At 44.8% G+C, this 24,515-nt stretch carries 21 protein-coding genes and 1 pseudogene; 20 read left to right on the top strand and 2 right to left on the bottom strand.

The features are described from left to right. The first annotated feature begins 237 nt into the window (after positions 1-237). The 17 genes from BLS16_RS17960 to citG all read left to right on the top strand — a co-directional run bounded on the left by BLS16_RS17960 (position 238) and on the right by citG (position 18,976). A complete protein-coding gene (locus tag BLS16_RS17960) occupies positions 238-2,460 on the top strand; it encodes a YcdB/YcdC domain-containing protein (RefSeq protein ID WP_092335038.1) in 2,223 nt (740 codons plus the stop codon). Between the two features lie 229 nt (positions 2,461-2,689). Further along, the gene (locus tag BLS16_RS17955; protein WP_092335037.1) at positions 2,690-3,643 is read left to right on the top strand and encodes a GntR family transcriptional regulator; all 954 of its coding nucleotides are present in this window, start codon (positions 2,690-2,692) and stop codon (positions 3,641-3,643) included. Next, positions 3,640-4,536, top strand: coding sequence for a glutamate racemase (locus tag BLS16_RS17950; RefSeq protein WP_092335036.1), 897 nt, complete (start codon positions 3,640-3,642; stop codon positions 4,534-4,536). Before BLS16_RS17955 ends, BLS16_RS17950 begins: the two co-directional genes overlap by 4 nt. Positions 4,537-4,574: 38 nt before the next feature. After that, the gene (gene glmS / locus BLS16_RS17945) at positions 4,575-4,994 is read left to right on the top strand and encodes a methylaspartate mutase subunit S (protein WP_014904991.1); all 420 of its coding nucleotides are present in this window, start codon (positions 4,575-4,577) and stop codon (positions 4,992-4,994) included. A 13-nt stretch (positions 4,995-5,007) separates the two neighbouring features. After that, positions 5,008-6,387: a methylaspartate mutase accessory protein GlmL gene (gene glmL, locus BLS16_RS17940; protein WP_092335035.1), complete on the top strand. Its 1,380-nt coding sequence runs from the start codon at positions 5,008-5,010 to the stop codon at positions 6,385-6,387. A gap of 12 nt (positions 6,388-6,399) precedes the next feature. Next, a complete protein-coding gene (locus BLS16_RS17935) occupies positions 6,400-7,854 on the top strand; it encodes a methylaspartate mutase subunit E (RefSeq protein ID WP_092335034.1) in 1,455 nt (484 codons plus the stop codon). A 45-nt stretch (positions 7,855-7,899) separates the two neighbouring features. Next, on the top strand, positions 7,900-8,118 hold the full coding sequence (locus BLS16_RS24065) for a hypothetical protein (RefSeq protein WP_207649773.1): 219 nt from the start codon (positions 7,900-7,902) through the stop codon (positions 8,116-8,118). A gap of 710 nt (positions 8,119-8,828) precedes the next feature. Next, positions 8,829-10,082 carry a methylaspartate ammonia-lyase gene (locus tag BLS16_RS17930; protein ID WP_092335033.1) on the top strand — a complete coding sequence of 418 codons (1,254 nt, stop codon included), beginning with the start codon at positions 8,829-8,831 and terminating at the stop codon, positions 10,080-10,082. 101 nt (positions 10,083-10,183) lie between these two features. Continuing rightward, positions 10,184-11,197, top strand: a complete 1,014-nt coding sequence (locus BLS16_RS17925) for a 2-hydroxyacyl-CoA dehydratase family protein (protein WP_092335032.1) — start codon at positions 10,184-10,186, stop codon at positions 11,195-11,197. A 30-nt stretch (positions 11,198-11,227) separates the two neighbouring features. Next, on the top strand, positions 11,228-12,016 hold the full coding sequence (locus BLS16_RS17920; RefSeq protein WP_092335031.1) for an acyl-CoA dehydratase activase: 789 nt from the start codon (positions 11,228-11,230) through the stop codon (positions 12,014-12,016). A 544-nt stretch (positions 12,017-12,560) separates the two neighbouring features. After that, positions 12,561-13,190 (top strand): carbonic anhydrase, encoded by a 630-nt coding sequence (locus tag BLS16_RS17915; RefSeq protein ID WP_092335030.1) that lies wholly within the window; start codon positions 12,561-12,563, stop codon positions 13,188-13,190. 137 nt (positions 13,191-13,327) lie between these two features. Then, on the top strand, positions 13,328-13,591 hold the full coding sequence (gene citD / locus BLS16_RS17910) for a citrate lyase acyl carrier protein (protein ID WP_092335029.1): 264 nt from the start codon (positions 13,328-13,330) through the stop codon (positions 13,589-13,591). 220 nt (positions 13,592-13,811) lie between these two features. Continuing rightward, the gene (locus BLS16_RS17905) at positions 13,812-14,705 is read left to right on the top strand and encodes an HpcH/HpaI aldolase/citrate lyase family protein (protein ID WP_092335028.1); all 894 of its coding nucleotides are present in this window, start codon (positions 13,812-13,814) and stop codon (positions 14,703-14,705) included. Further along, a complete protein-coding gene (gene citF / locus BLS16_RS17900; RefSeq protein WP_092335027.1) occupies positions 14,702-16,243 on the top strand; it encodes a citrate lyase subunit alpha in 1,542 nt (513 codons plus the stop codon). Before BLS16_RS17905 ends, citF begins: the two co-directional genes overlap by 4 nt. 52 nt (positions 16,244-16,295) lie before the next feature. Next, positions 16,296-17,372, top strand: a complete 1,077-nt coding sequence (citC, locus tag BLS16_RS17895) for a [citrate (pro-3S)-lyase] ligase (RefSeq protein WP_092335026.1) — start codon at positions 16,296-16,298, stop codon at positions 17,370-17,372. Between the two features lie 3 nt (positions 17,373-17,375). Next, positions 17,376-17,888: a citrate lyase holo-[acyl-carrier protein] synthase gene (citX, locus tag BLS16_RS17890; RefSeq protein WP_092335025.1), complete on the top strand. Its 513-nt coding sequence runs from the start codon at positions 17,376-17,378 to the stop codon at positions 17,886-17,888. A gap of 194 nt (positions 17,889-18,082) precedes the next feature. Next, the gene (gene citG / locus BLS16_RS17885) at positions 18,083-18,976 is read left to right on the top strand and encodes a triphosphoribosyl-dephospho-CoA synthase CitG (protein WP_092335024.1); all 894 of its coding nucleotides are present in this window, start codon (positions 18,083-18,085) and stop codon (positions 18,974-18,976) included. Positions 18,977-19,051: 75 nt separating this feature from the next. Here citG and BLS16_RS17880 read toward each other — a convergent pair whose 3' ends face one another. Beyond that, positions 19,052-20,239, bottom strand: a complete 1,188-nt coding sequence (locus tag BLS16_RS17880) for a hypothetical protein (protein WP_092335023.1) — start codon at positions 20,237-20,239, stop codon at positions 19,052-19,054. A 178-nt stretch (positions 20,240-20,417) separates the two neighbouring features. Then, positions 20,418-20,573 (bottom strand): hypothetical protein, encoded by a 156-nt coding sequence (locus tag BLS16_RS23815; protein WP_176786226.1) that lies wholly within the window; start codon positions 20,571-20,573, stop codon positions 20,418-20,420. A gap of 354 nt (positions 20,574-20,927) precedes the next feature. Here BLS16_RS23815 and BLS16_RS17875 point away from each other — a divergent pair, with 354 nt between their 5' ends. From BLS16_RS17875 to BLS16_RS17865, 3 genes and pseudogenes are all read left to right on the top strand, one after another. Then, complete coding sequence (locus BLS16_RS17875; RefSeq protein ID WP_092335022.1) at positions 20,928-23,684, top strand: cell wall-binding repeat-containing protein; 2,757 nt, start codon at positions 20,928-20,930, stop codon at positions 23,682-23,684. 145 nt (positions 23,685-23,829) lie between these two features. Continuing rightward, a pseudogene (locus BLS16_RS17870) lies at positions 23,830-24,187 on the top strand (IS607 family transposase); the annotation flags it as partial. After that, the coding region (locus BLS16_RS17865; RefSeq protein ID WP_143015550.1) for a helix-turn-helix domain-containing protein at positions 24,165-24,515 on the top strand (351 nt) is incomplete at its 3' end. The pseudogene BLS16_RS17870 and the gene BLS16_RS17865, both read left to right, overlap by 23 nt.

Genomic DNA, 24,515 nt, shown 5'->3' with positions numbered 1-24,515 from the left:
TAAACAGCGGTTTCCTGTCACTGACAAAGTGAGGGAAACCGTTTTTGTTTTGTTGACAGCTCTCTAATGTACAAATTTGAGAGGCCTACCTGAACTGTGAGAAGGATATTAATGGAAGTTGTTGAATATATAATTTTGTGGACTAAGACAACTGAAGTAATTCAAAGAAGTATTGAAAAGGAGGTAACGGCAGAGAGACCTTATATATAGCAATTAAGATGAAAGGGTTGATAAAATTTGGTTAGGAAAACCCTGCCTTTAAACCTTATAGTTATCTGCATACTCCTACTTCAATTAGTGGTCTGTCCGGTAAATACTCTGGGAAATGTCAAGCAAGGCATTACCATTGAGCAAGCCATCCAATTAGTCAAAGATAATTTTGAGGTACCTGAAAGCTATTCCCAGCTTTCAACAGAATATAAAGAATATTCCGATCGCACTACCTATTTGTTAAACTGGAATTCAGACCAGGCACCCTACGGAAGCTTTCAGGCAGAGGTCGATGCAACCAGCGGAGAGATTTTAAGCATTGATCAATGGAATGAAAGTCAAACCTCATCATTCAAACTTCCTGTCTTATCTTCGGAAGATGCCTCAAAAATTGCTTCAGATCTAATGACCAAATTAGCCGGTCGGCATTTGCCGGACATGCAGCTGATTAAAGAAAAGCAACAGGTCTACGTCTTTAACGACTCTCAACCCTTTACCTATAATTATCGGTGGCTGCGGGTGGTGAATGGAATTCCCTTCCCTGAAAACGGAGTCGCCATGAGAGTCAGTGGAGAGGATGGTCGAATTATAAGCTACAATTATAATTGGACAAAAAATCTGGTTTTTCCCTCAGCTTCCAAGATTATTACCCAGGAAACAGCCCGTCAAGTTTTTACATCTACGCCAATGCTTGAATTACAGTATTTTTTGCCGCCAATCCTTAACCCCCAAGCCGAAGAAGAACAACAGGTTCTTCTTGTCTATCAGTTGACAAATAACTATTACGGGGGAGCCGTTGATGCTCTGACAGGGAAACCGCTTACTCTGGATAAACCTATACTTGCTTCAAACTCACTCTCAATCCCCGCTAAGTCCGGCGGCTCATTATCAGCAGCACCTGTTCCAGAATCAAGGTTAAAGATATCAGCCCTTGAAGGAAATATCCCAATCAGCGAATCCCCAGCGGATCAAGATTCTTCAAACCCTTCCGATTATCAAATCACTCAAAAAGAAGCGGTTGAGATTGTTAAAAAAGCTGTGACTATTCCCAAGGACTTCATTCTTCGCAATTCTAACTTGAATCCGGACTGGCAGAATCCAAATGAGCAGGTCTGGGATTTAAATTGGAATACCGACTCTTATGAATCGGGAGATCAACGCTTTCTTAATGCCCGGGTTAATGCTCAGACTGGTGACCTAGTCAGTTTTAATCTATCCTACGGATTGAGTACTAAGAACAAATCTAAACCCGTTAATCGCCGAGATGCCCAAAGAATTGCCGAAGACTTTCTAAAGCGTATTCAGCCCGAGCACTTTGAGCTGGTTAAGCCGGAAGCGGAAAATTCCTATGAAGGAAAAATGCCGCCTAATACTCAGCTGTTCAGTTATGTCAGGTTAGTTGATGGGATTCCGGTTTCCCAAAATGGAATACTCTTGGCAGTTGATACAGTAGCCAAGCAAGTAACAAATTATGAAATGAACTGGTCAAATCAGGAGTTTCCAATAGCTACGGATGTTTTATCCCTTGAACGGGCAGCTGAGCAGTTCTTACAAATCCGTCCTTTGACCCTGAAGTACACTTTGATTTTTGACCCCAGTGGTCAACTGCAAGTGCGCTTAGTCTATCAAGCAAATTCAAATTATGAGTTAGACCTGCCTGTTTTACTGGATGCTAAAACCGGAAATTTCATGGATTGGCTGGGAAACCCCCAAGCACAGTGGTTCAAGGCCAATACTTACACGGATATTGAAGGCAATTATGCAGAAAAAGAAATCAGCATCTTAGGTCTGACAGGGGCCTTTGGAGAATACGGAGATAAGTTTTGTCCCGGTGAAAAAATAACCACAGGTGCTCTCATCCGGGCCATGTTAACTGCCGAAGCAGGCAACTGGGATAGGGTCATAAGTGATGAAGACGTTCTAAAAGTCGCCAAAGAGCGGGGCTGGCTTCCTGAGGATGGGAAACTGGAACAGGAATTAAGTCGAGCGGATTTATGCAAAATAATGATTCGCCTCCTGCATATGGAAACCTCAGCCCAAGTCAAAGGAGTTTATGCAGTGCCTTTTGCCGATGCCAGTGTGATTAATCCTGACTCAATGGGGTATATTGCTCTTGCTTGGGGGTTGGGGATTATAAAGATTGACCAAAATACTTTTTCCCCAAACCAAGGGGCAACCAGAGCGGAAGCCGCCTATGCCCTGGTTCATGCCTATACCGTCGGACGACAGATGAAGAGTTATCTGAGATAGATAGGCTACTCGCGAAGAACCTGCCTTCAGCTAGGCGGGTTCTTCTTTTTGATAGTCCAGCCATCAAGAAAAATAATTATTGATAATACTTATATAAAGCAGGGAATAGATAAGGAAGTGGAGAAGTAATCGTAATTGGACTAGTCAACTGGGCCAAAAAGGATTACGCCTACATAGGATAGATGGGGACAAAAAGATTCAGAAGGTAACAAGGTTAGAAGGTGATTATATGGAGCTAGATAGAAAAAGTGGTGTGCCCTATTATATCCAGCTTAAAGAGCAGATTCGTCGGCGAATCACTCAAGGCATTTGGCCTGCGGGGACAAAATTGCCACCGGAGCGGGAATTAGCTAAGAGCATAGCTGTCAGCCGAAATACGGTCAGTCAGGCTTATAAGGAACTTGAAGGTGAAGGGGTTTTGTCCTCAGCCCGTGGAAAGGGAACCTTCGTCGAGGATACTGCCCTGATCATGCAGCAGGAAAGTCGTAAAGAGAAGGTCTTGCGTATCGTAGATTTAGCCATGGAGGAAGCAGTGGGTCTGGGTTTTAGTATCGATGATTTTGTTTCCTTCGTGCATGTGCGAGGTATGGAGAAAAAAGATCAGCTATCTCGGATGAAGGTGGCCTATTTAGTCAGCAATCCTGAGCAATTGGCTGATGTCAATTGGAATCTCGGTCCCGGTGTTAATCTCTTCCCATTACTGCTTTCCGAACTTCAGGAATCCCCTCGTGCTCAGGAATGTATATCCGGAATGGATATGGCTATTACCGGGGTATCCCGTCTGGCAGAAGTTAAGATCCTTTTAGGGAAACAGCATATCCCTATTTTAGGGATTTCCCTGCAGCCAAGGCTTGATACAATTGTTCGTATTGCTAAGCTGAGTATTGGCCGAGAGTTCGCCCTGGTTTGTGAAAGCAACCAATATGCGGAGAAAATAAAGCTGGCCCTTAGACAAGCGGGCTTATATCCTGCTTTTAGAACCCTGATTCAACCGAACGAGACTAATTTACGCGAGGTCTTACCCCAATGTGGGGCGGTGATTTTAGCACCGCGACTTCGTTTTCGAGTTGAAAAAGTACTTCCTGAGAATATGGAATGTATTGAGTTTCATTTTGAGCCGGATGCAGGCAGTCTTAACTTACTTAGAGGGGCTTTATTGGAACTAAAGGGGGAGAAATTTTGAAGAAGCAACGAATCATCGGTGTCTTCGACTCCGGAGTGGGGGGACTTACCGTGATGAAAGAAATATTAGAGCAAGTATTGGATGTTAGAATTGTCTATTTTGGAGATACGGCTCGGGTTCCTTATGGAAACCGTTCTCGGGAGGAGTTAATTCGTTTCGGAGAGGAAATTGTCACCTTCTTGATCGGTCAAGGTGCGGAGGTAATTGTCGTGGCTTGTAACAGCAGCTCCGCCACAGCCCTGCCTTTTCTGAGAGAACGTTTTGACGTACCGATGATTGGCATGGTTGAACCCGGTGCCCGCTATGCAGTGGAAAAAACCATAGCCGGAAGGATTGGGCTGATTGCCACGGAAACCACGGTGCGCAGTAAGGCTTATTCCAGCGCGGTAAGTCGGGCTCTGGCCAAGGGTTCCCTGCCGAAAGACCCTACACTTCGTGAATCCTGGCAGCATGGAGAGCAGCCTATTGCCTTAGTTAAAGCCCAAGGTTGTCCTCTCTTTGTACCTTTAATTGAGGCAGGATTGGCTGAATCGGAACAAGCCCTGGGGATAGCCAAAACTTATCTTACGCCGCTGAAGGCAGCAGGGGTAGATACCCTTATCCTAGGGTGCACACATTATCCCTTTCTCGAACCTGTCTTGAACAAGATCTTAGGTGAAGATGTACTGATTGTTGATCCGGCCAAGGCTGTTGTCAAGGAACTGGAGAATTTACTCAAGCATTTGGATGACTGGGAGCGGTCAGGGCTCCTTGAATCACCGCCTGCCTTAGGGAAAAAACCTTGGCGAGTGCGCTATTACGTAAGTGGCGATCCCGAACTGTTTAGACAAGTAGGTAATACCCTCCTCCAGGAACCGATTGATCAGGTTGAGCAAGTAGTATTGGGCGAATAGTTCAGAGGTTTTAGAAAGCGACCGGGGGGAATTGAATCATGGAACAAAAGACCGTGGTATTAGGGGTTATTGGATCAGATGTGCATGCAGTGGGTAACAGAATTTTAGATTTTGCTTTTACTCAAGCCGGTTTCAAAGTGATTAATATCGGGGTGCTGGCAACTCAAGAGGAGTTTATTCACTCGGCTATAGAAACCAATGCAGACGCTATATTAGTCTCCTCCCTATACGGGCACGGAGAAATGGATTGTCGAGGCTTGCGTGAGAAATGTCAGGAAAAAGGAATCGGTGACATCATTATGTATGTAGGCGGGAATTTAGTTTGTGGGAAACAGGAGTTTGAATCAGTTAAAGAACGGTTTTTAGCCATGGGCTTTAACAGAGTTTATCCACCGGGAACTCTGCCGGACCTTCCTATTGAAGATCTCCGTAAGGATTTAGGTATGACGATAAATTAAGGGGGGATGGACCTTGCAAGCAGTCCTTCTCATTGATTTTGGCAGTACGTATACCAAGGTAACGGTTGTAGACCTGGATGCGGAGATCATCCTGGGGACAGCTCGGGCTGGCACAACCATAGAAACAAATATCATGGAAGGGATGAAAGCAGCTCTAGCTCAAATTCCCGAGCCAATCGGAGGATGGAAGTTTGTCCGTAAGCTGGCCTGCAGCAGTGCAGCCGGCGGATTGAAAATGATTGCCAGCGGATTAGTTAAGGAACTCACCGCAGAGGCAGCAAGACGTGCAGCCTTAGGTGCCGGAGCTCGGGTGCTTGAAGTTTTCAGCTATGAATTATCCCCAAAGGATTTGGATCGAATTGTTGTTTCAAAACCCGATATCCTGCTGTTGGCGGGTGGAACGGACGGCGGTAATAAGGAAGTAATTCTTAAAAATGCAGAGCTGCTCAGTAATCTTCCGATTAGTCTCCCTGTTGTGATTGCAGGTAATAAAGTCGTCGCTGCTCAAGCTGAGGAGATGCTGAGGAAACAACATAATCCTGTGGTTGTAGCAGATAATGTGATGCCGGATTTAGGGGTTTTATCCGTAGAATCAGCGCGGTTAGCTATTCGGGAGGTGTATTTATCTCACATTATTAAGGCCAAAGGGTTAGATAAGGCCGAAGAATACTTAGAGAGAATTATGATGCCTACACCATCAGCGGTTCTTTCAGCTGCAGAGCTGCTGGCTCAGGGAGAAGGTTCTGAACCGGGTTGGGGAGAACTGATGATCGTCGATGTCGGAGGTGCTACCACGGATGTCCATTCCGTGGCCAAAGGAGATCCGAGTAAACCGAGTGTCATGCTGAAGGGCTTGCCGGAACCTTACGTGAAACGAACCGTCGAAGGGGATCTGGGGATGCGCTACAGTTCAGAGGCTCTGGTGGAAATTGCCGGGAGACGATTAATGGACTACTTGGGCTGGACGGAGGAACAAGTTTCGGGCCAATTGGAGTTGTTAAAAGAGAATCCTTGGCGAATTCCTCAAACGGGAGAAGAAGCAAAGTTTGATGTGGCCATGGGCCGAATGGCTGTGGGTCTAGCGGTGGATCGTCATGCAGGGACAATTGAGGTGGTTTATACCCCCTTTGGTGCAAGCTATATCCAAAATGGTAAGGATTTAACTCCCTTAACAGTGGTTATCGGGACGGGAGGGGTTCTTCTACATCATCCAGACCCGGCGGAAATTTTAAAAGGGACAGTCTTTAATCCTCAGGAACCGACGATTTTGAAACCGCAAAATCCTGCTTTCTTTTTAGACAAAGAGTATATTTTAGCGGCCATGGGCTTGCTCAGAGAAGTTTCACCTCAGATTGCTCTCAGAATGATGAAGAAATATATTGTAAAGCTTTAGGAGGGTTTATTAATGGATCTAACAGTCCGACAAATGGACACTGAAGAGTTTCAGCGCCAGAGGCAAGAAGTATTAGGACAATGGCCAACAGGTAAGGACGTATCCTTTGAGGAAGCGGTTGCTTATCAAAAATCTCTCCCTAAAAGTAAAATATTTGCCGAGAAACTGGCTGAAGGTAAAGCTAAAGGCCTCACCTTTGCCCAGCCCCGAGCCGGTGTAGCCCTGCTTAGTGAGCATATTGAATTGCTGCGCTTCCTACAGGATGAAGGTGGAGCGGATTTTCTGCCCTCCACCATAGATTCTTATACACGACAAAATCGTTATACTGAAGCCCAAGCGGGAATTGAAGAAAGTGCCATGATTGGCCGCTCCATGCTTAACGGCTTTCCGGCAGTCAATCACGGGGTAGCTGCCTGTCGGCAGATCGTGGAGAGTGTCCAAGTTCCTGTTCAGGTTCGGCATGGGACTCCCGATGCCCGTTTGCTCGCTGAGATTACCATTGCCGGAGGATTTACTGACTACGAAGGCGGCGGAATTTCCTATAATATTCCCTATTCCAAAGATGTTTCCATTGAAAGTACCATCAAATATTGGCAGTATGTTGATCGCCTCATTGGCCTGTACGAAGAACAAGGGGTAAAAATCAACCGTGAGCCCTTTGGTCCTTTAACAGGGACCCTGGTTCCCCCCTCTATTTCCCATGCTGTTGCTGTGATTGAAGGGATTCTGGCAGTCTCTCAGGGTGTGCGCAGTCTGACATTAGGTTACGGACAATGCGGTAACCTCATTCAAGACGTGGCTGCCCTGCATACATTACCGGTTCTTGCGGAAGAGTATTTAGCAAAACTCGGATTGCCGAAAGTTATGATAACTACCGTCTTCCACCAATGGATGGGTGGTTTTCCCCAGGATGAAGCGAAAGCCTTTGGGGTTATTTCCTGGGGTGCAGTGACTGCGGCTTTAGGTAAGGCTACAAAAGTTATTGTCAAGACTCCTCACGAAGCACTGGGAATTCCCACTAAAGAAGCCAATGCAGCAGGTATTCGTACCACGAAGCAAATCCTAACCATGCTGAAAGACCAGACTCTGCCTATGACTCCGGAGTTAGCTCTGGAAGAAGAAATGATCTTAGCCGAGACCAGAGCGATTCTTGATCGAGTCCTGGATTTGGGAGAAGGAGATGCTGCTGTGGGAACAGTTCGGGCCTTCCAAGCAGGAGTCATTGATGTACCCTTCGCACCTAGCCGCTATAATGCCGGTAAGATCTTGCCGGCCCGGGACACTTCAGGTGCAGTGCGCTTATTAGACTTTGGCAATGTTCCCTTTGATGAATCCATTAGGGAATTTCATCGTGAGCGCATAGCCCAGCGGGGCAGAGATGAGGATCGGGATCCGTCTTTTCAGATGGTGATTGATGATATTTATGCCATTGGGAAGGGGATGCTTGTGGGGCGGCCCAGAGGGTAGTTTCGGGTCGCTCGCGTCGCTTAGGTCGCTTAGCACCATCTAGGGATGAATATAGGGTCGCTTGGGGCAGGGCGGCTTCGACCACATCCGCTGCAAGACCATGTTAATTCGTGCGAAGACAGTGTCTTCGTACCCAGCATTTCGAGGCTCGCCCACGCGTTGACCTGGGAGCGATCTTCAGCGGATAAGTATTCTTTGGAGATAGCCGCTTCAGCGAAAATGTCCACCGGACACTTTCGTGCCAAACCTCTGGGCAATACCTGATGTGAACCCGTGGCACGCTTCCCCAGGTCAACTTTGTGGGCTTTACCGCCTCTCCATGCAATGGGTTCACTCCTGTGGATCGAAGCCGCCCTTGTCATTCGGGTCTATTGTTCTTAAGTGTATTTTGGGGACTTTTCAGAGTGGCCTGTCAGGTTGTAGCAGCCGCTAAGCCTAACCCGAGTCCCACAAATTCAGCTAACTATCCAAGCAAGCTAGCCGGAGGAGCGCTTTTCAGCTAAGTGGATGCGTCAGCGGAGCTGTGCTAAGGAGAGGGCCGACGGTTCGCCTCAGAGCCGGACAGAAGAACCTGTCTACCCCTAAGCTCCCCAAAGTTCTGCTTACACTCCCAACAAACTGGCTGAAGGAGCGCTTGTCTGCAAAGCGGCTGCGTCAGTGGAGCCGCGTCAAAGCGAGGGCCGACGGTTCGCGTCCCGTAGCGCGCCGCAGGTTAACATTCAGAAAAGCCCAGAGGTTCGGACGCGCTCGCGAACCGTCCAGCGAGCCAGCGGCGGAACTCGCAGACGCGTGCAGACAAGCGCTCCGCCCCAGAGCCAGGCAGAAGAACCCTTCCACTGTCACCCCACTGTCACCGTGTCATCCCCGGATAGTAAAAAACGTGTTAAAAGGACCGTCCCCCTAACACGCTTCCCCCGAGCCAGACACAAGAAACGTCCCCCCTATCTGCTTTAAATTCTAAGGAGGCCTATTAAATGAAAATTATTGACGTTATTGCTTCGCCGGGACTTACTGGCTTTTATTTTGATGATCAGCTTGCCATTAAATCCGGGGTCAAGCATGATGGCTTTACATATGTAGGAGAGCCTAAGACCCCTGGTTTCCAGGCGGTTCGCCAACGGGGTGAGTCGATTTCTGTGATGCTTATTTTAGAAGATGGGCAGATTGCTTCAGGAGATTGTGCTGCTGTACAATATTCAGGTGCCGGAGGCAGAGATCCTCTCTTTCTGGCCAATGATTTTATACCGATTATCCTTGAGGAAATTGCCCCTAAGCTCATTGGGCAAGAGTTAGATTCCTTTCGAAAATTAGTGGGCTTGGTTGAAAACTCTAAACGTGAGGATGGAGAAGGTTACCATACCGCTATCCGTTACGGTGTGAGTCAAGCTATTCTGGATGGAGTGGCCAAAGCCCAGCGAAAGACCATGACCGAAGTGATTTTAAATGAATACGAGCTGCCTATGGTTCTGGAACCGGTCCCGATTTTTACCCAAACAGGGGATGACCGCTATGAAAATGCGGATAAAGCGATAATCAAGCGTGCCGGGGTTTTACCTCATGCTTTGATCAATAATGTCGAGACTAAGCTGGGCAAAAATGGTGAGCTCCTCTTAGATTATGTAACTTGGCTTAAAAACCGAATTTTGACCCTGGGTGGGGATGACTATCGGCCCATACTGCATATTGATGTCTACGGGACGATTGGGTTAGCTTTTGAGGATGATGTGGAGCGGATGGTGGAGTATTTTGTAGCCTTGGAAGAGGCTGCGGCTCCCTTGCACTTGAGAATTGAAGGGCCCATGGATGCCGGAAGTCTTGAAGGGCAAATTGCCCAGCTTAAGGAATTAAGGTTGGCCTTAAAGGCTCGGGGAGTAAAGGTTGAAATTGTAGCGGATGAGTGGTGCAATACTTACGAAGATATAGTAAAATTTGTAGATGCTCAGGCTGCTGACATGGTTCAAATCAAAACTCCGGATCTGGGTGGGATTCAAAATACCATTGAAGCGGTTATTTACTCGAAAAAATTCGGAGTGGGTGCTTATGTGGGTGGATCCTGCAATGAGACAGATTCAGGAGGACGGACAGCAGTCCATGTAGCCCTGGCTACTCGTCCGGATCAGATGCTGGCCAAACCGGGTATGGGAGTAGATGAAGGATATATGATTGTCCACAATGAGATGAATAGAACATTGGCCGTGTTAAAGCGGGTTGCTCAATTGCCTTCCTAAATGGAAACATACTATTATAATGAAGCTATTATTAAAGGGTCAAAGAACCAAAGAACCAAAGAACCAAAGAACCAAAGAACCAAAGGAGTATGTAGACACCAATGAGTAAAATCGGGTTAACAACAACAGTACCGGTTGAAGTTATCTATGCTGCAGGGCATACGCCCGTTGATTTGAACAATATCTTTATTACCGGCTCGGATGCGATGAAACGCTTAGAAGAAGCTGAGCTGGCGGGGTATCCTCGCAATGTTTGTGGCTGGATTAAGGGCCTGTATTCTACAGCCTTGCAAAATCCGGATATCAGGCAGATAGTTGCTGTAACCCAAGGGGATTGCAGCAACACTCATGCTCTGATGGAGACCTGGGAAGTTGAGGGGATTGAGATTATTCCTTTTGCCTTTCCTTATGATCGTGATCCGGACATGTTGCGGCTCCAAATGGACAAACTGATAAGTGTACTGGGAACCACCTGGCAGGATGTCAACGAGCAAAAGAAACGGCTTGACCGGGTTCGCTCCCTGGCTGGGGAGATCGATCGCTTAACTTGGGAAGAAAACAGAGTCAGCGGGTTTGAGAATCACCTTTATCTGGTGTCCTGTTCAGATTTTAATGGTAACCCAGAAGGTTTTGCCTCTGAGATGGAGGAGTTTATTCAGACTGCCCGCATGAGGGAGCCCCTCTCAGCATCCTCTCCGGGTGCCGTGAAGGGGAAAAAACGGGAAATCCGCTTGGGTTATATCGGGGTTCCGCCAATTTTCCCGGAACTATACGATTATTTAGAAGACCACGGAGCCAGAGTAGTCTTTAATGAAGTTCAAAGGCAATTCGCCATGCCTTTTAATACCTCGGACATTGTTGAACAGTATCGTTTATATACCTATCCTTATAAAGTGTTCCTGCGCTTAGAAGATATTGCCAGGGAAGCAGAGCGTCGTCAACTTGATGGCATAATTCACTACACCCAAAGCTTTTGTTATCGACAAATAGAGGATCAAATTATTCGGAAAAAGCTGGACTATCCAATTTTAACCTTAGAAGGTGAAAATCCAACGGGGTTGGATGCCCGGAACAAAATGCGGATAGAATCATTTCTAAGTATGATCGAAGACTAAGGTTAGGCTTGTCATGAGAGGATGGACAACATGTCGAGACGACAAACAATTTGTGGAATTGATTTGGGAAGTCGGAGCGTTAAAATAGCTTTGATGGAGCAAAAGGCTGAAGGGGAAGAGCTGAGAATTATTCGGCTGGAAAGTCTGGATACCATCCGCTTCTATCGAGAATATGGACGAAAACAAGGAGATAAGCTAGCTGTGGACTTTACAGCCTTGGGGCTGCCGGAAGTAGATCGCTTAGTCTCTACAGGATATGGTCGAAATACTCTGGAACTTGCCGGTGGAGAAGCAATTCCTGAACTAAAGGCTCATGTATGGGGAGCAATATTCCAAACCGGTCTGCAGGATTTCACCCTGGTAGATCTGGGTGGGCAGGATAGTAAAATTATTCAGGTTCAAAAAGGCAGGATGATCGACTTTTTGACCAACGATAAGTGTGCTGCCTCTTCCGGACGTTATCTCGAGAATATGGCAACGATACTCGATCTTTCCCTGGATGAACTGGGGGAATACACCGAGGCTCCGGTGGAACTTAATTCCACCTGCGCTGTATTTGGTGAAAGTGAGTTAATCGGTAAGATTGTGGAAGGATTTCCTTTGCCGGAATTGGCTGCCGGAGTGAACACTACCATCGTGAGACGCATTTTACCTCTCTTGCGTTCCTTCCGGGGAGAGGTCATAGTTTTTACCGGTGGAGTAGCCCACAACCAGGCAGTAGCAAAACTGTTAGAAGTGGGTTCCGGCCGTCGGATTGTGATACCCCCAGAGCCCCAGTATAATGGGGCAATTGGCTGCTGCGTATACGCAAATCAGTGAACTCGTTCAGCTAAGCGGAACATCGGGGCTTCGGTAGGGGATTCTCCCCCCACCGAAGTAGAATAAGGAATACCGACTTATAGAAGTAGGAGTTTCGGATTTGATAAAAAGTCGGAATATTGGGCAGTTTATTAACAGGAATTATAGGCGATGCGGCTAGGGAAGTTCCGAGCAACAAGTATTGTCAATTATAAAGCAAAAAGTCATAACACAGGCTTCAACTTAGATTAGCTATAGTTAAGATTAATGGTTCTTATATCATAAATAATATTGAGTAATAAGGTCGCCCTAAGCTGTCAAATAAGCAGACCCTTGAACCACAAGCCTTTCTATAATTACCTTAGGGGTTCAGAATGAATATAAAAATAATATTACCATAATAAAAAAACATAATAAAAACATGAAAAATGCCAAAACTAGTCTCCTATTTTAAGTAAAAAAGCCTTATAATGAAGTTAGTGCAAGAAATTACAAATGGATATTATAGGTGCTGAAGACTGTATGGGCCAAGGAGCCGAAGAAAATTTTTTTTGGAGGTCGACTTATGCAAAGATTACTAGATGGGCTGATTAAGTTTAGACAGAAAGACTATGAAGAGCATAAAGCATTATTTAGTAAATTAAAACGAGTTCAGGAACCGCATACCCTATTTATCGCTTGTTCTGATTCACGTGTAATGCCGGAAATGATAACTAAGTCCTTACCGGGAGAACTTTTTGTTGTACGAAATATTGCTAATATCGTTCCTCCCTATAAAGACACTCATCAGGATTATGTGGCAACGACTTCTGCCATTGAATATGCTGTCAAATCTCTGAAGGTTGAGAATATAGTTGTCTGTGGTCACTCCAACTGTGGAGGCTGCGCCTCAATTTATCTACCCGATGAGATTCTCAGCAAACTGCCGGATACTAAAAAATGGCTGGAATTGGCTCATAACGTTAAGAGACGGGTTATGGGACATCTCAAAGATGAATCGGATATATACCAAAGAGAATGGTTAACCGAGCAAATAAACATACTTGAGCAAATCAAGCATTTGTTGACCTATCCCTACATTAAAGAGAAGTATCTTAACAAAGAACTAAATATCTATGGTTTTTACTATATGATTGAAACAGGAGAGGTTTTCATCTTTAATTATGAAACCGGAGAATTCGAATTATCCAACTAATAATAAACTAGGAAAAGGTTAAGTTGATCTTTCAACAGATATTCCGAACACCAGTCTTTTAATGACTAGTGTTCGGAATGTGTAATTTTAGGGCATATTAAGGCGACATAGTATTCTTTGAGAAGTGAGGTAGGCAAGTGAAGATCACCAAAGTTGCAAAAGCTGGGACTTTAGAGTCCAATGATATTCTAATCATGGTCAGCCCTAAGGACCGGGGAATAATTGAGCTTGATATAGAGAGTATTGTAATGCAGCAATTCGGAGAGGTTATCGAGCAAGTGATTTTACATAAGGTACAGGAAATGGGAGTAGAGGGTGTCTCGATTAAGGCTCAAGATCGAGGGGCCTTAGATTACACCATTGCGGCCAGAGTAGAAACTGCTCTAAACAGGGCAATTTAATCTGAAGAACATGTTCACGAGATTGAAAAATATAAGCTAGAGAATGAAGGGAAATTGTTAGTAAAAGTTGATAAATGGTTTCCTTTTCTAAAGAGATATTGAGCTCTCTATCGGTATTCTGATAAATTAGGTTCCAAAAGATTTCTCTGTATAAACCAACAGGGTTCAAAAAGGGATAATCTACTGCGCGAACGCGATAAACAAGATAAGGGGGGTTAGAATGGAAACCTTAAGACGAAGTATGCTATTCATGCCCGGAAACAGTCCGAGAATGCTTCAAGATGCGGCCATACTGGGAGCGGACTCCATTATTCTGGATTTAGAAGATGCAGTAAGTCTGACAGAAAAAGATAGTGCCAGAATCTTAGTCAGAGAAGCCATTAAAACAATCGATTACTCAGCCGTGGAAGTCATAGTAAGAGTTAATCCCTTAGATACGGAATTTGGAGCTCCGGACATAGATGTTATCGCCAGAGTTCAGCCCCATACCCTATTAATCCCTAAGGCCAATGAAGATGAGATAAGGCTGGTGGATAAAATTCTTACTAAAATTGAAGCAGAAGAGGGCTTTCCCAGCGGAGGGATTAAGATTATTGCTCTCATAGAAACTGCTCTGGGGCTGGAGAATGTTTTTAACGTCATTAAAGCTTCTCCGCGAACCGTCGGGGTTTTATTGGGGGGAGAAGACTTAACTGCGGATTTAGGTATAGAAAGAACTAAGGAGGGGGAGGAAATTTTTTATGCCCGCAATAAAGTCGCCACTGTCTGCAGAGCTTTAAAAGTTGATGCCATAGATACCCCTTTTACAGATACCAATGATCATGAGGGGCTTAACAAGGATACTGCCCGAGGAAAAGGATTAGGTCTGACTGGGAAAGCAGCCATTAATCCGAGACAGATCGAGACAATTCACTCCGTCTTCGCACCGACTCAGAATGAGCTAAAGAGGGCGTTAAGGATACTTGAAGCCATGGAGGAAGCGGAGAAAGAAGGTCAGGGAGTCTTTTCCTTAGATGGTAAAATGATCGATGCCCCGGTCATCAATCGGGCCAAGCGCATTGTCGACCAAGGGGTTAGGCTGGGACTTATTAGTGGTGAAGGTGGAGCAAAATGAAAAATCTACTAGGTAGGGAAATTCCCGATTATATAGACGGGTACGGGCAAGTTAAGCCCTTTCAAGGATCCTTCAGTAATTGCGGGGTAAAAACAAGATCCGCTGTAAAGCTGACAAGTGTCCTTCCCAAGGATCAAAAAGTGCTGCCCAGCCTTGATGATCTCTTCGATAGGTTAAAAATTACCGATGGAATGACCATCTCATTTCACCATCATTTGCGAAATGGAGATTATGTTCTAAATATGGTCATGGAGAAATTGGCAGCCAGAGGGCTAAAGGGGCTGACTGTCGCAGCCAGTTCGATTTTTCCAATCCATGCCCCTCTGGTCAAACATATGGAAACCGGAGTAGTCACCGGACTAATCACTAATTATCTATCCGGACCTGTGGCAGAAGCAGTTTCCCGAGGAAGACTTACTAAACCGGCAATCATGCAAACTCATGGTGGGCGGGCCAGGGCCATAGAAAGCGGAGATCTGAAGATTGATGTGGCCTTTTTGGCGGCCCCTACCGCTGATACCTATGGAAATATTAACGGAGTCTACGGGGAGTCTGCCTGTGGCTCCTTGGGGTATGCGGTGGCAGACGCGGAGTATGCCAATGTAACCGTTGCTATAACCGATCATTTAGTGCCTTATCCCGCCAATCCCATTGAAATTAGCCAAATTTATATAGATTATGTCGTTAAGATTAACTCTATCGGAGATCCTCAGGGTATTGTTTCCGGAACTACCAAAATCACTAAGGATCCTGTGGCGCTGATTATTGCCAAAAGAGCTGCCCAGCTGATTAAAGCCTCAGGTTTAGTCCGAGAGGGCATGTCTTTTCAAACGGGAGCGGGGGGAACCTCCCTGGCTGTTGCTGCGGAACTGAAAAAAATTATGCAGGACGAAGGAGTTATAGGAAGTTTTGCTTCCGGCGGAATTACGGGCTATCTTGTCGAGATGCTGGAAGAAGGGCTTTTTCGAAGCCTCTTGGATGTCCAATGTTTTGACTTAAAAGCAGTAGAGTCTTATAGAGACAATCCCAGCCATCAATTTATGTCAGCTTCTATGTATGGCAATCCCCATACTAAGGGAGCAGTGGTGAATAATCTGGATATCATGATCCTGGGGGCTACAGAAATCGACCTGGATTTTAATGTGAATGTAACAACCGGTTCCAGTGGAGTGATTATGGGTGGCTCAGGAGGACATAGTGATACTGCGGCAGGATCCAAGCTGGCTATTGTGGTAACCAATCTGATGAAGGCTCGGCTTCCGATTATTCGAGATAAAGTGCTGACGGTAACCACGCCGGGAGAAAGCATTGATGCCGTGGTTACCGAACGGGGAATAGCCGTCAACCCCAGGAGATTGGATCTGCTAGAACAACTAAGCCAGACTCAACTTCCGCTGATGACCATTGAGGAATTAAAACAACTGGCGGAGAAAATCACGGGAATTCCTAAACCGATTGAAACTTCAGAGGAGATCGTGGCAGTGATAGAATATCGGGATGGTACAGTGATCGACGTTGTGAGGAAGGTAAAGGACTGACTCCTTAAATCGAAAATGAAGGACGGGGACGGCTTTAAAGGAGAGAGTAAGGATGGTATATGCTGCACAAGTCACTAAAGTAAACCTCAAGGATATAGGGGAGCGGGAAGAGGTTGAGACTTTTCTTAGGGAATTCGGCCTAATCTTAGATGGGGATGTAGACTATACTTGCGTTATACGGGATGAAGAACCCAGCCCCCAGTTCTCTCTGAAGCAGAGGGCTCCCATTGTTGCTACTTGCTCAAAGGCTAAGAATGTTTTAAAGTGTTTTGCCATAGCCCATGACCTTAGAGGAGAGGGGATGGCTGCCACCTTAGTCACAGCCTTAATCGATAGACTCTTCAGAGAAGGGATACACCACTATTTTGTGTATACCAATCCCTGCCAGGTTAAGATTTTTTCGGCTTTGGGGTTTAAGCTTATTCATCAGAACCAGGCGGTTGCTCTCTTAGAAAATGGAATTTATGATATCAGGCAGCATTTAGAGGAACTAAAAACTACATATGATATTGGGACTGCTGAAAGGGCAGCTCTGGTAATGAACTGCAATCCCTTTACCCTGGGGCACCAATTTTTGATTGAAGAAGCAGCTCATAACCATCGAGAAGTTCTTGTCTTTATTGTGGAAGAGGACAGATCCCTGTTCCCTTTTGCCGCCAGGCTGGCCCTAGTTGCTGAAGGAACCAAGCATTTGCCGAATGTTAAGGTTATACCAAGCGGAGAGTATATAATCTCATCCGCTACCTTTCCTGCTTACTTCTTAAGAGAAGAAGGGGAACGGCTTCAAGCTTATGCGGAGTTAGACGCTTCAATATTTGGAAAATATTTTTGCAGCAGCTTTCAGATCCTGAAACGCTATGTTGGAGAGGAACCCTATTGTCCGGTTACCAAAGCCTATAATGAGACTTTGAAAAAGGTGCTGCCAATTTACGGGGTTGAGCTGGAAGAAATCCCGAGGAAACCTTTTGCCGATGAACCGATTAGTGCTTCAAGAGTAAGAAGCCTGCTCAGGGAGGGAGAAGCGGCTAATCTGATCAACCTTCTGCCTGAAGTCACCCTGAAATTTCTGGACACCAGCCTTGGAAGGGAGATAGTGGAGAAAATCCAACAAACCCACTCTCCACATTAAACTATGAGAAACTATACTGTTGAGGATTTGCTCGAAGCCAGAGAGAAGAGGGTTCAACAAATTGAACAGCTTATCAAAGGCTATGGAAATCCTCTCTTAGCGATGAGAGTAAACTACCCGGGGCTTAAAAAGACCAATAAGCTTACCATGACGATAATTCGGGAAATGGGTGAGCTGCTATCCTCAATGTTTGAGCAAAAATTAGCTTTTAAGACATTGCAGCAAGGGGCAGAAGGCCCGATTTTCATGGTTGTAGTCCAAGAAGATGTCTTTGCCTTGAAAAGATTAGCTGTTGAGTTCGAAGAAAACCATGTTCTGGGACGGTGTTTGGATCTCGATGTTTATGATCACTCGGGGAGAAGTGTGTCACGGCAGGAGCTGGGATACCCCAAGAGAAAATGTTATCTTTGCGAGGATTATGCCCAGCATTGCGTGAGAGCACGAAGGCATCCGGAACATGAGGTTATACATTATATTGAAGAGAAGTTTCGAAACTATCGAGGTGTAAAAAGTTAGTAAGCTTTACACTAAGATCTAAAAATAAATAAAAGAAAAAACAAAAGTAAATAAAAGTAAAACAAAAATTAAACCAAAAAAATAACACAAAACAAAAACAAGGATAAAACATAGCAAACAAAAAAGACGGATAGCCCTCAAACCTTCAAATGTCTTAGCCTATCGATCGAAGAAAAGAAAATGGAGCGCAAACTATGGAGAGAGAAGGAAGAACCGAGAGTTTTAAGGCGCAAGCAATTGAGATAGCCAGTCTGGCGGTACAAGCAATTCTCTACGAGGCTTCCTGTCATCCGTCACCGGGGTTAGTTTCTGCGATTTCAACCGGTGCTCATAGTGACATGGATTACTTTACGTTTTTAGACAGTGCTTCAGCCTTGATAAGCCCTTTGATTCAGTGTGCCCATGCAGGGCTTTCGACTGAGAGTCCGAAGGAAATATTTCAAACCATAAGATCCATCGGACAATTAGGTGAGCAGAGAATGTTTGCTAAGACTCGGGGAGTTAACACTCATAAAGGCACACTTTTTTTATTGGGAATCTGCTGTGCCGCAGCCGGAAAGGCCTTATACTCAGGGGCTGGCTTTGCCTCCCTGCGGAGTATTATTCAAGATATGACTGAAGGTTTAGTGGAAGGGGAATTAAGTGCCAGAAACCAAGAATTGGCAAACACAGATCCGACAAAACTGACCCATGGAGAAAGGCTTTATTTAACCCACAAGATTGAAGGGATCCGTGGAGAAGTACAACGGGGCTTACCCATTGTCTTCGATATTGCCTTAAATGTTTATCAGGAAAACCATGACTTGAGTCTAAACTCCAGGTTAATCCAAACCTTGGTAACCATTATGCAGTTTTGCGAAGATACAAATATTTTACATAGGCATTCTTTGGAAACCTTAAGAGAAGTGCAGGTAAGAGCCGGGAGGATTATTGCTCTTGGCGGTATGAAAACACCGGCTGGGATAAAAGCCATTGAAGAGATGGATAAAGACTTTTGTCATAGAAGGATAGGCCCGGGTGGGAGTGCTGATCTTTTAGGAGTTACGGTTTTTGTGGCTCTTTTGGAAGACCTTTTCAATGGAAGATAATCATTAAGACGCAAAAAAGCAAGGCTGGAGTCAAATCCTAGCCTTGCTTTTAGTATGGATGGATCGTATCTGTAATTAATTCATAGATTCAATAATTGACTCTACTTGATCTTCAGTCAGTGTACCTGCTGTTACGAGACTATCCAGAACAGCCTCCATTCCACCCTCGTTGTTACCTTTTTGTCTAGCTGATTGGAGGGCTGTTTTAATGGCATCTTCTTGGGCTTGAGTAAGAGTCCCGGCTGTTACTAGAGTATCTAAGACCGTTTTAAATCCACCGTTACCTCGGTTCCGATTTTCCGCGGAATCCGTGGGTTTAGCAGCTTCGAGAGCGGCTTGGATTGCATCGACTTTGTCTTGAGTAAGTGACCCGGAAGTCACAAGGTCAGCGAATATAGTTGTAAATCTGTTGCCGCTGGGTTTGGTGGGCTGTTCACCGGTTTTAGAATCCGAGGGTTTAGCAGCTTCGAGAGCGGCTTGGATAGCAGCGACGTTGTCTTGAGTAAGGGTTCCGGAGGACACAAGGTCATCGAGAACAGTCGCCAATCTGTTGCCGCTGGGTTTGGCAGGCTGTTCCCCGGCAGCGGGTTCTGCAGGTTTGGCCGCTTCAAGAGCAGCTTGGATGGCATCAACTTGATCCTGAGTGAGTGCCCCGGAAGTTACAAGGCTATCGAAAATCGTCGCAAATCTGTTCCCATTAGGTTTGTTAGGTTTTTGCTTTTCCCCAGCCGTAGATTCCGAAGGTTTAGCGGCTTCAAGAGCAGCCTGGATGGCAGCAACATCGTCTTGAGTAAGGGTTCCGGAGGACACAAGGTCATCGAGAACAGTCGCCAATCTGTTGCCGCTGGGTTTGGCAGGCTGTTCCCCGGCAGCAGGTTCTGCAGGTTTGGCCGATTCAAGAGCAGCTTGGATGGCATCAACTTGATCCTGAGTGAGTGCCCCGGAAGTTACAAGGCTATCGAAAATCGTCGCAAATCTGTTCCCATTAGGTTTGTTAGGTTTTTGCTTTTCCCCAGCCGTAGATTCCGAAGGTTTAGCGGCTTCGAGAGCGGTTTGGATAGCAGTAACGTCGTCTTGAGTAATGGTTCCGGAAGTTACAAGATTATCCAAAACAGTCTTAAACCCTCCGGCATTATGATTGAATCCGGACTTAACTTGAGAAGCATTTGAAGCTTGAAAGTTCATAGGGCTTGCCAATACTGCAGATGCCGATAAAAGGGTGGTAAGGGCTGTGGCAATTAAAATTGTTTGAGCTTTTTTCATAGTTTAGGGGCCTCCTTTAATGTGTTGTTGAGAGTTACAAGTTATATGGTGCAAAATTTTTCAATAATGTACCTAATCTGAGGGTAAGGTTTTGATCCCCACTGAAATGATTCCTTATGTAGTAACAAAGCTAAGAAAATCACGGGGGGTTGGTTTATAGAGTCACCTTAATAGAGAATTATCGTGAAATGATTAAGGTTAAAACATTGCTGGTTGGCTTTTCTTGGATATTCCATTCCGGGCGTTGCTTCATTCGTCGCTGATAGTTGCTTACAGTTCGTCGAAAGCGTTCTGAAGAAGCAGTAGCTTGCGGAATAGTTTCAAAAGCGTTCACCTCCTTCTGACAATGTAATTATGCAATAAGATTCTGAAATGAAGCTGAGGTTTAACTGAAAGTCTACTGAAAATTTATTTTGCCCTGACAGTGAACTTATTCAACGAAAGCTCAAATAAAGGAACGCCCTAGGAATTGATTAATTTAGGAAGCGCGGCATTAATCTGGTTTTCTTTAAACTTAATATTTTTAACTTCCTAAAGAAATAGTTTCTTCCACAGGAAGGATTATGAAGATATAAAAAGAATAAAGTAAAAGTAAGCGAGAAACTGGGAGGATTGTGATTTCAACCAACAATAGAAAAAGCAATTAAGGGAAGATATGAGAAAAAACTCTTATATAGGAGGTAGATTAATGAAAAAAAACAGTTTAAGATTATTAACCCTAGTACTATGCTTCTGTTTTGCTGTTCTAATAGTCCCGCAAGTTACCCTTGCGGCGAGTATTCCTTCAGCACCCACCGATCTTACGGCCAGCGCCGAAAACTCTAGTGAAATTTACTTGGATTGGGATTCTGTAACTGACGCAGCATCCTATTATGTCTATAGGGCAACATCGTCGTCAGGTACTTATTCCAAGATCGCCACAACCACAACCTCTCGTTATACAGACTCCGATTTGAGATCGGAAACCACCTACTATTACAAAGTAGTCTCAGTTAACAGTGCCGGTACAACAAGTGCCTACTCTTCTCGAACCTCTGAAACTACCCTGGACTCTGATGACGATGACGATGATGAAGATGACTCATTGTCAGCACCAACAGACCTTACTGCCACTGCTGAAAGCTCCAGCGAAATCTATTTGGATTGGGATTCCGTCAGTGCGGCAACATCCTACTATGTTTACAGATCAACCACCTCATCGGGTACCTACTCGAAGATTGGGACAGCCACATCCTCCCGCTATACAGACAGTGATTTAGACGAGGACACCACTTATTACTATAAGGTCAAGACGGTTAGGAACTCAAAAACAAGTGATTTTTCTTCGAAAGACTATGCCAAGACCCTAGACGAAGACGAAGACGAAGATGAAGATGACTCATTGTCAGTCCCAACAGATCTTACGGCCACCGCCGAAAGCTCCAGCGAAATTTATCTGGATTGGGATTCGGTGAGTGAGGCAACATCCTATTATGTTTACAGATCAACCACATCATCGGGCACCTACTCTAAGATAGATACAGCCACATCTTCAAAATATACAGATAGTGATTTAGAAGAGGACACCACTTATTACTATAAGGTCAAAGCAGTTAGGAACTCAAAAACAAGCGATTTTTCTTCGAAGGACTATGCTAAGACCCTGGATTCTGACGAAGATGATGATGATGATGAATCAGATTCATTATCTGCCCCAACTGATTTCAGCGCTAAGGCAGTAAGCTCCAGCGAAATCTATCTGGATTGGGATTCAGTCAGTGATGCGAAATCTTATTATGTATACCGCTCGACTACTTCTTCGGGAACCTACTCCAAAATTAGCACAACATCTACCTCAAGCTATACGGATAAAGATTTAGAAGAGGACACAACTTATTACTATAAGGTCACAGCTGTGAATAGTTCTGGTAAGAGTGAATACTCTTCTAAAAAATCTGCAACGACCTCAGAATCTGACGAGTCAGATCTATCCACACCTACAGATCTGACCGCAAAGGCCGAGAGTTCCAGCAAGATCTATTTGGATTGGGATTCCGTGAGTGAAGCAACATCCTATTATGTCTATAGCTCGACGACTTCTTCAGGAACATACTCCAAGATCTCGACAACAACGACTTCGAACTATACCGATACCGGCTTGTCACCGAATACTACCTATTACTACAAAGTCACTGCTGTAAACAACAGGAGCAGCAGCCGCTACTCCTCGAGTGCTTATGCAACCACTGCTAAGACAGACGGCACCATTCCTACAGAACCTTCCTCAGATATCCAGTCTGATCGCTTAGCCGGTGAGGATATGTATGGAACCTCTGCAGAAGTTGCTAAGTCAGGATGGACCACTTCTTACTATGCCGTTATCGTAAGTGGGGAGAACTTCTCGGATGCCTTATGCAGTGCTCCTCTTGCCCAAAAATATAACGCTCCCTTATTACTAACCACAAAGAATACTTTGCACGAACAAACAAAGACTCAGCTTGAACGTTTAAAGGTGAAAAAAGTAATTATCATTGGCGGAACAGGTATTATATCCTCCGAAGTTGAGCAAAGTATCAAAGACCTAGGGATAGGGGTAACTAGGATCGCCGGGACTGATAAATACGACACATCAATCAAAATCGCCCAGGCAATGGGGGAATTTGACCAAGCGGTGATTGCCAGTGGAGAAACCTTTCCCGATGCTTTATCAATTGCGCCCATAGCTGCCATGAAAGGCATGCCTATTTTACTTACCCCCAAAGATAAATTGCCTGCAAACATCGAAGGGTTTTTAGAAAAGAATGCTCAAAGCACCTATGTAGTGGGAGGGACAGGGATCATCAGTGATAATGTCCTTAAACAACTTCCCTCTCCCAGAAGATTGAGCGGAAATACCAGGTATGATACAAATGTAAGTATTATTAAAGAATTTGCTGATCAACTTGATTTCAGCACATGTTATGTATCAACCGGGGAAAACTATGCCGATGCCCTAGCCGGGGCCGCCTTAGCCTCTATAACAAATTCCCCTGTGTTTTTAGTCAGTGATCCTGTAGATCCGGTTACCGTTAACTTCTTCAAGAGCAAGATTAGGAGTATTAAGAAAGAAGTTATTTTTGGAGGAATAGTTGTTGTACCCAACAGTATTCTTATCAATATTGATGAAGAAGATTATGATGATTACGATACACCAGCGACTCCGACAGGGTTAGAGGTAACGGCGGTGAGTTCCAGTCAAATTAATCTAACCTGGGATTCAGTCAGTGATGCCACATCCTATTATGTTTACGGTGCCACCTCATCTTCCGGAACCTACTCTCATATTGCCACAGTGTCCACTACCAGTTATACGAATACAGGTTTATGGGCGGATACAACCTATTATTACAAGGTAAGAGCGGTAAACAGTGCCGGCTCAAGCCCTGACTCAGCAATGGATTATGCTAAGACGGATTTGCCTGACTAAACCATTATTCAGTTTCTAAAATGAAAGGCTTCGGATGCATTGTGCTATTCGAAGCCCCTTTTGTTAGGCTATTGCATTTATTTGGAATGAGTGTAAAATAAAAACAGGTGTTAAGAATATTCAGAAGATGCTGTGTCTTGTGGCGGATAAAAATAACACGCTAAAACCCCATCATATTGCTCCAACAGGATACCGATACTATTCTCAAGAACAACTTAATCATCTTATTGATCTAATTACCAATTCAGAAGTTGATAAAGTAGACATTCTTTATCAAGATAGGTTGCTGAGGTTCGATTTGAACTCATTAAAAACCTATGCAATAAATACGGAACGACTCTTGAGATTATTGATTCAACCGATAAGACGGAAGAACAAGAACTGGTAGAGGATTTAGTCCAGATCGTCACAGTGTTAGTGGTAGGTTGCAGGAAAAAAGGGCTCATAAGGCTAAGAAGATGATCAAGGAGTTGCTTGAGAATGATACTGGGGAAGAAAGTTAGACTCAAGCCCACCGAAGAACAGGAACATCAACTGTGGAAATCAGCCGGAACTGCAAGATGGGCTTATAACTGGGCACTGGATCAACAAGAAAAAAACTATTCTAAGGGTGGCAAGTTTCTTTCGGATCATGTTCTAAGAAAAGACTTAACCCAATTAAAGCAAACAGAAGAGTTTTCTTGGCTTTATGACGTTTCCAACAATATCACGAAACAAGCGATCAAGGATGCTTGTGATGCTTACAAAAAATTCTTCAAGAAACTTGCCGATAAACCAAACTTCAAGAGTCGAAAGAAATCAAAACCGGCTTTCTACAATGATGTTGTGAAA

It is taken from the genome of Desulfosporosinus hippei DSM 8344 (assembly GCF_900100785.1).
Taxonomy (GTDB): Bacteria; Bacillota; Desulfitobacteriia; order Desulfitobacteriales; family Desulfitobacteriaceae; genus Desulfosporosinus; species Desulfosporosinus hippei.
The sequence above is the reverse complement of the archived record's forward strand: the minus strand, read 5'-3'. Positions and strand labels throughout refer to the sequence as shown.

Bases quoted from the DNA above. Each gene is read 5' to 3' on its own strand.
- BLS16_RS17955 (WP_092335037.1), top strand. From the start codon at position 2,690: ATGGAGCTAGATAGAAAAAGTGGTGTGCCCTATTATATCCAGCTTAAA.
- glmS (WP_014904991.1), top strand. From the start codon at position 4,575: ATGGAACAAAAGACCGTGGTATTAGGGGTTATTGGATCAGATGTGCAT.
- BLS16_RS17935 (WP_092335034.1), top strand. From the start codon at position 6,400: ATGGATCTAACAGTCCGACAAATGGACACTGAAGAGTTTCAGCGCCAG.
- BLS16_RS24065 (WP_207649773.1), top strand. From the start codon at position 7,900: ATGAATATAGGGTCGCTTGGGGCAGGGCGGCTTCGACCACATCCGCTG.
- BLS16_RS17930 (WP_092335033.1), top strand. From the start codon at position 8,829: ATGAAAATTATTGACGTTATTGCTTCGCCGGGACTTACTGGCTTTTAT.
- BLS16_RS17925 (WP_092335032.1), top strand. From the start codon at position 10,184: ATGAGTAAAATCGGGTTAACAACAACAGTACCGGTTGAAGTTATCTAT.
- BLS16_RS17920 (WP_092335031.1), top strand. From the start codon at position 11,228: ATGTCGAGACGACAAACAATTTGTGGAATTGATTTGGGAAGTCGGAGC.
- BLS16_RS17915 (WP_092335030.1), top strand. From the start codon at position 12,561: ATGCAAAGATTACTAGATGGGCTGATTAAGTTTAGACAGAAAGACTAT.
- BLS16_RS17905 (WP_092335028.1), top strand. From the start codon at position 13,812: ATGGAAACCTTAAGACGAAGTATGCTATTCATGCCCGGAAACAGTCCG.
- citF (WP_092335027.1), top strand. From the start codon at position 14,702: ATGAAAAATCTACTAGGTAGGGAAATTCCCGATTATATAGACGGGTAC.
- citC (WP_092335026.1), top strand. From the start codon at position 16,296: ATGGTATATGCTGCACAAGTCACTAAAGTAAACCTCAAGGATATAGGG.
- citX (WP_092335025.1), top strand. From the start codon at position 17,376: ATGAGAAACTATACTGTTGAGGATTTGCTCGAAGCCAGAGAGAAGAGG.
- citG (WP_092335024.1), top strand. From the start codon at position 18,083: ATGGAGAGAGAAGGAAGAACCGAGAGTTTTAAGGCGCAAGCAATTGAG.
- BLS16_RS17880 (WP_092335023.1), bottom strand. From the start codon at position 20,239: ATGAAAAAAGCTCAAACAATTTTAATTGCCACAGCCCTTACCACCCTT.
- BLS16_RS17875 (WP_092335022.1), top strand. From the start codon at position 20,928: ATGAAAAAAAACAGTTTAAGATTATTAACCCTAGTACTATGCTTCTGT.